Here is a 12158-nt window from a genome sequence, read left to right as displayed (position 1 = left end):
ACCATGGATTCCTCCGAGCTCCGACTTGAGCAGGCGTACTTCGATCGGGCATGGGGCGAACGAGAGCGCAAACGGGAGGTACTTCGGTCTGCGCCCATGGCCGCTGCGGGGCCAATATCAGGTACTGCGCAGGTCAAGCGGGCAGCCGAGCGCGCGATCGATGCCCTAGGGGCGCCGGAAGACTCGGTGGCATTCGGCCGATTTGGTGATTCAGCTGGCGATACCTACTACGTCGGCAAGCACCTAATCAACACGGAAGACCGCGACTGCCTGGTGATCAACTGGCAGTCGCCAGCCGCCGTTCCCTATTACAAAGCGACCCATGACGATCCTTGCGACGTTCGGTTGAAGCGAAGCTTCAAGACCCAAGCCAACAAGGTGTTGGACTATGAAGACGTGCTGTTCGCCGACCTCGCGCAGCGCGTGGAGGATCTCTCGGGGACTGAGCGATGGGGCATCGATGACACGGTACTGAGGGATCTCGATGCACAGCGCACCGGAGAGATGCGCGACATCGTGCAGACCATTCATGCAGCTCAGTACGAGTTGATCCGATCGCCCTTGGAACAATTGCTCATCATCCAAGGTGGGCCGGGAACCGGCAAGACGGCCATCGCCCTGCACCGCGTGTCGTGGCTCCTCTACAACTACCAGGGCAAGATCGCTCCCTCTGACGTACTCGTAGTGGGTCCCAACCCGACCTTCACGCGTTACATCCGCTCGGTCCTGCCAGGACTGGGCGATGCAGACGTAGAACATCGTGACCTGAGGTCGCTCGGTCCCCAAGCGAGTACCGGACTGGCTGAGGACCCAGAGGTCGCCCGCCTGAAAGGCGAGGCCCGGATGAGTCGACTTCTGACGCGTGCGCTACAACAGCGAGTCAGGTTCCCCGAGCGATCCGAGGTGTTGGATATCGGGCGGGGAGTAGGGGTACAGCGGCTCACACGGAACGCCGTCCAGAGCGTCCTTCCGCGGTTCCTCGCGGCGGCGACCTACAACGACGGTCGTGGACAGTTTCGTGCCTGGCTTTCGGAGCGGGTCCATCGAGGGACGCGGAGTACAGTCGGCGTAAGCGCCACCGTCTTGGAGGCCGCCGTCGAGCGGGTGTGGCCGTCCCTTACTCCGCAGAGCTTCCTACGAGAGCTACTCGGATCTCGAGAGCGCCTGGTCGCGGCTGCCGGGGACGACTTCACTGCGGGCGACATAGGTCGACTTCTGCGCGCCCCGTCAGAACGAATATCTGAGGAGCGTTGGAGCGATACCGATGTGGCCTTACTTGACCAAGCGGATTATATGATCAGTGGCCGCTTCCCGACGTTTCGTCACATCGTCATAGACGAAGCGCAGGATCTTTCCCCCATGCAGTTGCAATCGGTCCGCCTACGGTCGAGGACTGGCTCACTCACGGTCGTCGGAGACCTGGCGCAGTCGACTGGCCCCTGGGCTCGAGATTCGTGGACGGACATCGAGGAGACGCTCGTCCGCCGCCATCCGTCTAGGGTCGAAGAACTCACACTGGGATACCGGGTACCCGAACAGGTCTACGCCCTTGCTGCGTGGCTCCTGCCGATAGCTGCACCCGAGATCACCCCTCCTCGCGTCGTACGAAGAGGCCCCGCCGACCCCGAGCTCACCCACGTCGACCCTGAGGACGTGGCTGGGCAGGCCGTTGTCACCGCTCGGGAGTACGCCGGACGAGGACTCTTTGTGGGAATCGTCTGCCCTGACGCTGTCCGAGCGAATGTTGAGGACTCGCTGAGCCGGGCCGGGGTAGCGTACAGCGACGTCGGTAGTGGGAAGCTCGGCGCCTCCATCAACCTCGCTCGTCCGGTCGAAGCAAAAGGCTTGGAGTTCGACGCCGTAGTCGTGGTCGAACCGGAATCAATTGTCGCGGAGTACGAACGGGGTCATCGCATGCTCTACGTGGCGCTGACCAGAACAACCCGCTATCTGTCGGTCGTATACAGCCGCACCGCATTGGCGCTCCCTGTGGACTCAACTGGCGGCGAGGTGTCGGATGCTGACGCGCCCGCTATCCGTACAGTCGAAGAACCGCCGGAGGAAAGCCCGACGCCAACCAGGCAGCGCCCGGAAACGGAGACGGGACCGTCCCGTGTCCGCACGGACCACTCGTCGAAGGACGGCGTAGGCTTCAATATTGCTGAGACAGTCAGTCAAGCTGTCGCGGTTACCATCGCTGCGCATATACGCCACTCGGTCGGCGAACCGCTTTGGGCAGATGTGATCAATAGGATCCGGCTCGAGCTCGGCGTCAGCCAAGAAGATCTTTTCGATCGCTTCGAGTAATTTCCCACCTCCGTTTCCCCCCCGCCCTGTCACATCCAAAGGTGTGAGATTTCCAATGCCCTGTAAGCCCCAGGACCAGGTTGTGAACTGTTGCTCGCGGCGATCCCTACCCCTCACTGAGGGGAGGTCCGGCTGGGCGAGGCGCCTTCGGCCCAGCTAGATGAACCATGCAACCGGTCACGACTGTGGCGCGTAGTAGTGCCGAGGTAGCCGTCAGGGAACCTGAATTTCACGACCGGTTGATGGCGACGCGATGGAGTACGTGCCCGACGGGTTGGCCGTAACAGGTGTGGGGGACGCGTGGAAGTAATAGTTGGTCTGCTGGTGCTGCTTGGCCTTGGCTGTTGGCTCTGGCGGAGGCACGCCGCGAAGGCTAGGCCGGAAATTCGGTCGACCCGCGAGGGCGGGGAGGTCGGCCGGCACGCGCTACGTGCGGCTCGGCGACCTGCACTGCCCGCGGAGCGGAGTCCGCGCGCCACTGGCAGGGGGACTGAGGCGTATGCCAAGCCGGCTGCGCGGGGTTCGCTGTTCGTGTACGGGGGTGCGGCCGGCAAGGCGGTGTATCGGCACGACGGCGTGTACGCCGTGATCGACGTGGAGACCACTGGGTTCTCCCCGGAGCGAGGCGACCGGGTGATCGAGATCGCGATCGCACGGGTCGACGCGTCGGGTCGGATTCTGGATGAGTACGCCACGCTGTTGAACCCGCAGGGTCGCGACACCGGGCCGGTGTTCGTGCACGGGATCAGCAACGAGGCTGTTCGCGACGCCCCGGTGTTTGCTGATGTTGCCGGGGACATCCTGGCCCGGCTCGACGGCGCGGTGGTCGTCGCGCACAACGCGTCGTTCGAGGAGCGTTTCCTTGCTGCGGAGTTCGCTCGCGCGGGTGTGGAGGCGCCGCAGTTCCCGGCGCTGTGCACGTTGTGGTTGGCTCAGCGGACGTTCGACACTCCGAACCACAAGCTCGCCACCCTCGCCCGTCACGCGGGCATCCCTCTGGTTGACGCGCACGCCGCACTCGGGGATGTTCGCGCGGTCGCGGCCCTGCTGCCGCAAATGCTGGCCCGTCACGGCGCCCCGATCTGTTACGGGTGCGCGCCGGCGGCCGGGGGGCACCTGGTGCGGTGGCCCACCGGGCTGGTCCGTCCTCGGACCCGTGCGGTGGCGATGCGGAAGGGGACCGACGGTTGGATGGCTTCGCTGGTCGCGCGGCTGCCCTTGAGCGGTGCGGAGGTGATGGAGCCTGACGCTGCGGCGTATCTGGACGCGCTGTCGGTGGTGCTCGAGGACGGGAAGATCATCGGGGACGAGGCGAAGTCCCTTGCGCGTCTGGCCGGTGTGGCCGGCTTCGGTGCGGCACAGGTCGCGGCACTGAACGAGCGTTTCCTGGAGGGCATGCGTGAGGCGGCGCTGGAGGACGAGGTCCTCACCGCGGCTGAGCTGCGTGACCTCAACGCCACCGCGAAGGTGCTCGGTGTGCCCGACTACTTCGACGACCTGCAGCCCACCGACGCTGCTGCAGTGGCCGTTCCGGTCATGGCGGCGGGCAGGTCCACAACCGTCGCGGTTCAGCAGCCACCTGCTGTACGGACAGCGGCCAAGCGCCGGTGCGGTCACTGTCGCGAGATCGGTCACTACCGACCGACCTGCCCTCAGGCGGTTGGAGTATGAACTCTCGACACCGCATCGAGCGCAGGTCGGCCCAATGCACGAGTAGCGGAGCATGCCTGAGCATCATCTTCGGCAGTGGCGTCCAGCAGAGTGGTGTACCGCAGGCGCCTTGTTGATGGGCGTGTCGTAGACGCGTAAGGGCGGTCATCGCGTGATCCTTCGAACTGAGTTCCCGCTCAAGCTCAAGGAGACCTACGCGATGACCGCCAAGCCCAGTATGACCCCTGACCGGTTCCTGCACGAACAGCTGGCTGCTGCGTCGCCGGACCTGCTGCGCGACCTGCTGTCGACGTTCATCGACGCCCTGATGGGTGCCGAAGTCGACGCGGTCTGCGGCGCCCCCTACGGTCAGCCCAGCCCGGACCGCACCAACTCCCGTAACGGCTACCGTCACCGCGACTTCGACACCCGTACCGGCACGATCGATGTCGCGATCCCCAAGCTCCGCTCCGGTTCGTACTTCCCGGACTGGCTGCTGGAACGGCGACGCCGGGCCGAACGGGCCCTGACGTCGGTGGTGGCCACCTGCTACCTGCTCGGGGTATCGACGCGGCGGATGGAGAAACTCGTCGAACAACTCGGCATCACCCGCCTGTCCAAGTCACAAGTGAGCGTGATGGCGGCGGAGCTGGACGAGCAGGTCGAGGCGTTCCGCACCCGCCCCCTCGATCAAGGTCCGTACACGTTCGTCGCGATGGACGCCCTGGTGCTGAAGGTCAGAGAGGGCGGCCGGGTCGTCGGGGTGCACGCACTCGTCGCGACCGGTGTCAACGCCGACGGACACCGAGAGATCCTCGGCATCGACGTCACCTCCGCCGAAGACGGCGCCGGCTGGCTGGGATTCCTGCGCGGCCTGGTCGCCCGCGGCCTGTCCGGCGTGGGCCTGGTGACCTCTGACGCCCACGCAGGTCTGGTCGCAGCGATCGGCGCCACACTCCCGGGCGCGGGCTGGCAACGGTGCCGCACCCACTACGCCGCCAACCTCATGGCCGTGACCCCGAAGGCGTCCTGGCCGTGGGTGCGGACGCTGCTGCACTCGGTCTATGACCAGCCCGACACCGCCGCGGTCCACGACCAGTTCAACCGCGTCCTGGACGCCCTGGCCGACAAGCTACCCAAGGTCGCCGACCACCTCGAGGCCGCCCGGACCGACGTGCTGGCGTTCACCGGCTTCCCCAAGCAGCTATGGCGACAGATCTGGTCCAACAACCCCCAAGAACGCCTCAACCGCGAGATCCGCCGCCGCACCGACGTCGTCGGGATCTTCCCCGACCGCAACTCCCTCATCCGCCTCGTCGGAGCCGTCCTCGCCGAACAACACGACGAATGGATCGAAGGCCGCCGCTACCTCGGCCTGGACCTCCTCGCCAAAGCCCGCGCCACCGAGACCGAGGAGGTGACCGACACCGACCTCAAGGCGCTCAGCGCCTAACCACCAAGAGGATCACGCGACACGACCGCTACACCACGCCAATGGACTTGACCTCTTCGGCTGCTCTCCAGTCTCACCAGGACTGAATCGACGGGCTCGCACAGTGTCCCGGAAGGACGGTTGTGGACATCACTAAGGCCGAGGTGGCCGAGCACCTTGAGCGGCTTGCAGAGGATCCAGACTACTGGCGCCGTGCCGCCGATCTGCGGTCACTCGCTTCCGCCGTCTCCGACGCCGATGACGACAGCTGGACGGGGGTGGACCTGTTTTCTGCGTTCCCGGCTTCGTCCACGGTGTCTGTCCGGCGTAGCGGTTCCTTTGAGCGCTTTCTGGGGATCCTCTCCGGAATCTCGGTCTTCCTTCCGGTCGCATGGACGTGGTGGAGTCTGCACGCTGCCACCAGCGCCTACCAGAGCCTGCTCGATGCAAGCAGTGAGAAGGGGCGCACCTTCCTGGCCCTCTGGACCGAGGGCTTCGATGGCCGGCTCGCCAGCGACCACCGGCTTGTTCCGATGGCCAAGGTCTCCGTATGGCTCATCGTCATTGCCGTGGCGCTTATCGTTCTCCATCGACTCTTTGCCCAGGCGAGTCTTCATCGTGAGGACGAGCTGAACAGTCATGCCGAGGCCGCCTTGGTCTCCGCTCTCTCGGGAGCGCAGCGCGTGCTTAACGAACGTCGTTCTGACGACCCAGCGCGGATCGAGTCGCTGGTGAAGCGCTCCGTCAAGGAGCTCCATCGTGCACACGAGAGGACTCGCGAGGGCTCCGATCAACTCCATCTGGCCAGCGAGCGGCTACGGGACGCCGCGTCGAACGCGGGGCAAGCGAGCACGGATCTTGCGGCATTGGTAGCGGGAGCTCAGAGAGCGCAAACAGATCTGACCAACACGCTGGCGTCGGTCCACAAGCAGCTGGATCTGAGCCTGGACGAACTTCGTACGGGGCTTAGTGCCAGCACCCAGGATCTCAAGGCGGCGACTACACAGGCCGTCTCCGCCCTCGCGGCCGAGGTGGGTCAGGTTGCCGACACGCATCGTGCGCTCAAAACCGAGGTAGCCGCAATCGGTGTCAACCACGCGAGCGTCGGTCAAGTACTTGGGCAACTCGATGACTCGCTCGAGCGCCACGAGAGCGCACTCCAGGGTCAGGTGTCCGAACTGACGGCAGCGAGGGATGCTGCGGAGCGGATGCTCAGTCAGTTGGAGCGGATTGTCAGTCCTTCGCCGCAGAACGGCGTGAGGGTCTAGTGCCTCGCCGTCGAACAGCATCGGGAGGTGGCCGCGGTGGCCTCCGCTCCGTCGAGGGGTTCGCCGGGTGGGTCTTCGCAGACCTGCTCCTCGTTCTGGTCTTGGTCGGACTCGGAAGCGCGATCCCACACGAGCCGCCAAAGCCCAAGCCGGTTGCCAAGATCGCAAAGACCGCCGCTCCCAAGAAGCTCCCCACGATCGTCGGGATGGCCACGAAACCTGTCAATGTCTCCATCGGCCTCAACGCGGGCGCTCTCGTGACGCCCGGCCAGGTGGGAAAGGCCGAAAGTCGCCACGTCTGTTCCAAACTCCGGCAGCGCAGCAAGGTATTGACGGGAAAGAAGGCCGCACTCGTGCTCATCTTCGGCGGAGCGACGAAGCCAGGACCTGGCCAGCAAGTCGCGAGCGCGATCGGAAAGCAATTGCACTGCGCCAACGCTGACATCTTTGCCCCGCAGACACCGTTTCGTGCATTCTGGGACGGCAGCCTCGATTACGGCCAGGCCCGCCTCGAGGTCTTCGTTTTCACCACCAAGCAATCCGCAAGTGCGGGTTGATAAAAGGAGTAGATATGGCTCAGCAGATCCTCCCGTTCTATCTCGTTTGCGACGAGTCGGGGTCGATGTCGGGCGATCCGATCGATGCGATCAACACCGCCCTTCCGGAGTTGCACCAGGAGATTGCGTACAACCCCGTCGTCGCCGACAAGACTCAGTTCGCCATCATCGGGTTCAGCGACTCTGTTGACATCGCGCTACCTCTCTCAGACCTGAGCCAGGTTAAGCAACTGCCGGTGCTTACGACGAAAGGCAGCACCGATTACGCTGCAGCGTTCCGGTGCGTCAAGGACCAGATCGAGCAGGATGTTGCCCGTCTGAAGTCGCAGGGCCATCAAGTTTTTCGTCCCGTCGTGTTCTTTCTGACCGATGGCCAGCCGACCGGTGACTACCGCAAGGAGTGGGAGGACCTGACGACTACATCGTTCCCACTGCATCCGAACATCGTCGCGTTCGGGATAGGGTCACATGTGGACCCAGACACGATCTCGGCGGTCGGGACGTTCAGGGCCTTTGTCTCCGACGGCACTCTGTCGCCGGCGCAAGCGCTCCAGGAATTTGCTGTAGCGCTGACCAAGTCCATCGTCCGAAGTGGCAGCACGCCAGCTCCCGACGGTGGAATGACGTTGCAGACGCCGGACACAGTTCCGGGCTTCACGGCCATCACGGTGGACCGGGTCTGATGACTAGCTACGATGAAGATACCGACCCAATCGCGCTCACCCCAGGCCGGACCTCACCTGACGAGGCCCCTGTCGCGGCAGTCGAGCTTGTCTCCCCTGACTCGGCTACCCAGTCGGGCATCGCGCCTGGCGTGAGCACATCGTCCGAAGAAGGAACTGTGGGCGTTCCGCCCACTCGAGATCAAGGTTTCTCTGAGTCCGACGATGGCCTGGTGACCTACGGTCCATCGGCCCGGCTCGGGCCCGTGCCACATCGGATCGCGGCGCAACCCCCTAGGGCGCTCGAGCATGTACCCGACATCGCGATGGACTGGCTGGAAGTAGGCGAGCCAAACGGTGGTATTGCTGTACGCGCGGTATCTGCACGCGGGCACATGCACCGTTATCTCGGGGAAATCCGACAGGACTCCTTCGCGATCGGGGTGACTCCGGAGGCAGTCGTGGTTGCCGTTGCCGATGGAGTCGGCAGCTCGAGTGGATCGCACCTGGGTTCTGCGCTGGCGGCTCGCGGGATAGCGAACGATTGGGAACTGATCGAGGAGATCATTGGTGGCGTGAAAACTGGTGAGACGTCATTCGGCAAGATCGCCGTACGGCTAACGCATGAGGCTAAGAACAGCTCGTTCACGCCGCGGGACGTGTCGACCACACTTATCGTCGCAATCGTCCGTCGCGCGCCTGAGGGAGACGGAACCCGTGAGGTGGTACTCGCTCAGATCGGAGACTCGGACGCTTGGCGCAAGACCGACAACGGGTGGACGTCTCTGGGCCATGGCGACGACCCCAACAGCGGGTCGGCCGTCCTGAGTACAGTCGTCGACCCGCTGCCCGAGCATCCCACGGCAAGGGTCTGGCGAGAGTCGTTTGCTCCAGGTGAGACGCTGGCACTGGTGTCGGATGGCATTGGAAACATCTTGCGCCTGCAGCCCTCGTACGCTCACGACCTCGCAGAGCTCTGGCGCAGGGGCGCGCCGTCGCCGGCGAGTCTGCTGAAGGTCGTCGACGCGACGGTCAAGGCCTTCGACGATGACCGTACCTTCGTCGGAGTGCGGTTCCCGTGACTGCGACGGTTCAACTCGCCAGCCTCCAGATTGGCAAGGAGTTGGCGGACGGGGGTCAAGGGCGAGTTTTCGAGCTCCTCGACCGCTCCCATCAGGTGCTCAAGATGTACCACGACCCGGCACACCCAAGTTTCGATGCAGGAGGCCTTGACCGGCTCGTGGCCGAACGCGACACCATCAGCCATGCAGGCCGAGTAGTCGATGAATTCGCGGCCTGGCCGGCAGTGGTCGTACTCGAGGGATCCCACGTCGTAGGTTTCTTGATGCGACGTGTACCGAAGCAGTTCAGCCTGAAAATTGGGCAGGGCGAACGGCTCGCTGATTTGAGCTACCTTGCGACCGCGCCAAAGCCTATCTGGGGACCCGTCAGCCTGCCTTCACATTCCGAAAAGCTAGGCATCCTTCGCGATCTCGCAGGTGTCGTCGACACCTTGCATCGACGAGGGATTGTGCTGGGTGACATCTCGTTTGCGAACGTGCTGTGGACCGTGACCCCCAGGCCCGGGGTCATGCTCCTCGACTGTGATGGGATGCGGTTGGAGGGCCGAACCTCGGTCCTCCCCCAAGCCGATACGCTTGACTGGGATGATCCGTACGTAGTGCGGGGAGCCGAGCCGACTCGTGACCAAGACCGGTACAAGCTTGCGCTCGCCGTGCTGCGCGTCCTGTGTGCCAGCCTGAACAGGCGGCTGGATGGCCGGCCACTAGACCCAGCTCTCCTCGGCGCCAACCCCTCTGGAGTCCAGGATCTGCTGAGTAAGGCGGCCGGAGCGGCGGGTACTCGTCCGGCTGCGTCTGAATGGATGACGGCCCTCTCGGATCGTGTGATGCAGCCCGTCCTTGCGCCTGCATCGCGGCGCCGGATCGACATGCCGAAACCGAAGCCGGACCTCCTCGCAAGCGGTGGTCCGAGGCAGTTCCGGCCCGTACAACCACCTCCGAGCTGAGACATGACTCTATGGCGTTTCCTTAGGCGGATGCTCATTCGCCTTCGAGGCGTATTTGCCCGGACGGCACCGTTGCCGCAAGGAGCGGCGAGTCCGCTCCAGCCAGCTCAGCCTGCGATCACGACCAACGCCATGTTCCGAGTGAGCAGGCGGCGGCCTTCCGCTGGCGGCCTCGGCCATGGCGGTCACGTCGGAGGCGGCGGTCAGGTCGGAGGCGGCGGCCAAGGAACGGTACATGACATTCCTGGGCGGCCGGATGCCGTGATCAAGCGCTTTTCGGCCCCAATCCCTGGTGCAGTTCCAGGATTCCGACAGATTATGGCATGCGGCGGTGATGTCCGACGGGGCATAGGAACCGCGCGAGTTGAGCTCTGTTGGCCCGAAGAAATGGATACCTCTGGATCTGAGCTCCGCGGGTACGTTATGCCACGACTCAAACCCGAGTTCTACTTCGACGTACAGGTCAAGGGCCGCCGGCGACGTGTTGAGCGCTCTCTGGACTGGGCCGTCTCGACACGGAGTGCTTTCACGATCCCGTTCTCGGTGACCAGCGAAGACCGGTTGGAGCTCGTACGTCTGATTTCTCGATGGCTGGCGTCAATGCACGATGAAGACCTCGTCTATGGTGATCTTTCCTGGAAGAACATCGCGTTCACCACGAGTCCAGAGGTCCGCGTGTCGATCTTCGACTTCGACTCCACGCGGTTGATCGGGGCGCGATCCTTCACGGGTCAACAGGCTGTCCATACGATCGACTGGGAGGATCCCGCAGTAAGCGAAGGCCCACCGACGCTCGACAGCGACCGATTCCGTTTCGCTCTGCTCGCCTTCCGCCTGTTGGTCTCGGGCGACCTTAACGCGAGCATCGACCCCAACGCGGTAGCCCGCGGACTGCAAGGACTACATGACACCGATATACACCGGCTTAGTCGACTGTGGCGGCGGGCATGCGGGCCAAGTGGTACTCGCCCCACTCTGGTGGAGTGGTGTGTCGCCTTGGGTGTCTCTGACTGTTAGCTGAGGCCGACACGTGCGGGCAGTCGGCTGTAGAGAGCCGCGGTCGCCGCAACGTGCCCTGCCACCAAGGGGATGTATGTCCAGATGACTTGCGGGCCTGCTTGATCTGGGTCCGGAGAGACACTTCGGGCTGCGGCCGTGAGGGTCTGTGGCGCGTGATGATGCAGCCAGCGACGTGGAGCTGGTCTGTCAATAATGCCTACCTAAGGTGGTCCTGGCGGTTACGATCACCGTCGGGAGGACGTTCATGAAGGCGATGACGGAGTTACTGACAGCGATCGCGGCGCTGGTCGGCGCGCTGGTTTGGCCAGCGCTGATCCTCTTTGTGATTGTCAAGCGGAGAAAGGGGCTCGCCGACTTTGTGGGCACCCTCCGCGAGTTCAGCTTCAAGGGTATGGGCGTCGAGGCGTCCGTCAGCCGGCAGCAGATCAAGGCTGCAGTCAACGTCGGCGCCGCCTTGGTGAAGCCAGGGCAAGCTGCTGGTTTGGTGGACCCGTCACGCGCCGCGGCCGAACTCGCCGACGCACTGCCCGGGGGCCGCGCACAACGCGCGCTGCAGCGCTCAGTAGCACTATGGGTCGACGACCGGCCGGACAACAACCGCTACGAGAGGCAGGCGCTCGAGGCCCTCGGCATCAGGGTCGATGCCGCGACATCGACCGAGGAGGCTTTGGACCACCTGCACCAGAACCCAGTCGACGTGGTCATCTCCGATATGGGCCGATCCGATGACCCCCATGCCGGATACACACTGCTGGACAAGATGCGTTCAGGTGGCAACCACACGCCGTTCGTCATCTACGCTGGCTCTCGGTCCCTACAGCACAACCAGGAGGCCCGCTCCCACGGAGCGGAAGGCTCCACGAACTCACCGCAGGAGCTCATCGCCATGGTTACTCAGGCGGTGAGCCGGACCCAGGCAAGATGGAGCCGTAGCTGACCTAACGAGCTACATAGCAACGACGATCGGTCGTTAGAGTCTTCACGACCACGTCGCTGCTGGCTACCCGCCTACGTGGCTGAGCAGTAGCGCCTACCGGCGGGGATTGAATTGCTATTCAGCGCAGGCTGCCGAACGATAGGGGAAGGATCGCGCAGCCCGGTGCTCGTGGTCGAGGCTGTCGAGAAGGGCCTGGTAAGCCTCGACCGATCGATGTGTACGTGCGTCGGCCGCCGCGGGAGAAATTCCGCCTCGGCCTGCCCGAGGGGCGGGGATTCTTGCCAAGTCTGAGCTGC

Annotated in this window: 10 protein-coding genes; all 10 read left to right on the top strand. The window is 64.1% G+C overall.

Features of this window, described 5'->3' with window-relative positions; all coding sequences use genetic code 11:
* Positions 1 to 3: 3 nt before the first annotated feature.
* Positions 4 to 2307, top strand: a complete 2304-nt coding sequence (locus tag F4554_RS25510; RefSeq protein WP_179789930.1) for a HelD family protein — start codon at positions 4 to 6, stop codon at positions 2305 to 2307.
* A gap of 531 nt (positions 2308 to 2838) precedes the next feature.
* The gene (locus tag F4554_RS25505; protein WP_179789929.1) at positions 2839 to 3978 is read left to right on the top strand and encodes an exonuclease domain-containing protein; all 1140 of its coding nucleotides are present in this window, start codon (positions 2839 to 2841) and stop codon (positions 3976 to 3978) included.
* Positions 3979 to 4177: 199 nt separating this feature from the next.
* Entirely contained in the window at positions 4178 to 5410 is a 1233-nt protein-coding gene (locus F4554_RS25500; protein WP_179791220.1) for an IS256 family transposase, read from the top strand.
* A gap of 122 nt (positions 5411 to 5532) precedes the next feature.
* Positions 5533 to 6657, top strand: coding sequence for a hypothetical protein (locus F4554_RS25495; RefSeq protein ID WP_179789928.1), 1125 nt, complete (start codon positions 5533 to 5535; stop codon positions 6655 to 6657).
* 206 nt (positions 6658 to 6863) lie between these two features.
* Positions 6864 to 7214, top strand: coding sequence for a hypothetical protein (locus F4554_RS25490; RefSeq protein WP_179789927.1), 351 nt, complete (start codon positions 6864 to 6866; stop codon positions 7212 to 7214).
* A 14-nt stretch (positions 7215 to 7228) separates the two neighbouring features.
* A complete protein-coding gene (locus F4554_RS25485) occupies positions 7229 to 7897 on the top strand; it encodes a vWA domain-containing protein (RefSeq protein ID WP_179789926.1) in 669 nt (222 codons plus the stop codon).
* Between the two features lie 212 nt (positions 7898 to 8109).
* The gene (locus F4554_RS25480) at positions 8110 to 8958 is read left to right on the top strand and encodes a protein phosphatase 2C domain-containing protein (protein ID WP_179789925.1); all 849 of its coding nucleotides are present in this window, start codon (positions 8110 to 8112) and stop codon (positions 8956 to 8958) included.
* Positions 8955 to 9905 carry a protein kinase family protein gene (locus F4554_RS25475; protein ID WP_179789924.1) on the top strand — a complete coding sequence of 317 codons (951 nt, stop codon included), beginning with the start codon at positions 8955 to 8957 and terminating at the stop codon, positions 9903 to 9905. Before F4554_RS25480 ends, F4554_RS25475 begins: the two co-directional genes overlap by 4 nt.
* Before the next feature lie 543 nt (positions 9906 to 10448).
* Positions 10449 to 10922 carry a protein kinase family protein gene (locus F4554_RS25470; RefSeq protein WP_179789923.1) on the top strand — a complete coding sequence of 158 codons (474 nt, stop codon included), beginning with the start codon at positions 10449 to 10451 and terminating at the stop codon, positions 10920 to 10922.
* A 247-nt stretch (positions 10923 to 11169) separates the two neighbouring features.
* On the top strand, positions 11170 to 11862 hold the full coding sequence (locus F4554_RS25465) for a response regulator (RefSeq protein ID WP_179789922.1): 693 nt from the start codon (positions 11170 to 11172) through the stop codon (positions 11860 to 11862).
* The last annotated feature ends 296 nt before the right edge of the window (positions 11863 to 12158 follow it).

The sequence above is a fragment of the Actinopolymorpha rutila genome (assembly GCF_013407855.1).
Classification (GTDB): domain Bacteria; phylum Actinomycetota; class Actinomycetes; order Propionibacteriales; family Actinopolymorphaceae; genus Actinopolymorpha; species Actinopolymorpha rutila.
The sequence above is the reverse complement of the archived record's forward strand: the minus strand, read 5'-3'. Positions and strand labels throughout refer to the sequence as shown.

Coding starts and splice junctions, on each gene's coding strand:
- F4554_RS25510 (WP_179789930.1), top strand. CDS start 4: ATGGATTCCTCCGAGCTCCGACTTGAGCAGGCGTACTTCGATCGGGCA.
- F4554_RS25500 (WP_179791220.1), top strand. CDS start 4,178: ATGACCGCCAAGCCCAGTATGACCCCTGACCGGTTCCTGCACGAACAG.
- F4554_RS25490 (WP_179789927.1), top strand. CDS start 6,864: ATGGCCACGAAACCTGTCAATGTCTCCATCGGCCTCAACGCGGGCGCT.
- F4554_RS25485 (WP_179789926.1), top strand. CDS start 7,229: ATGGCTCAGCAGATCCTCCCGTTCTATCTCGTTTGCGACGAGTCGGGG.
- F4554_RS25465 (WP_179789922.1), top strand. CDS start 11,170: ATGAAGGCGATGACGGAGTTACTGACAGCGATCGCGGCGCTGGTCGGC.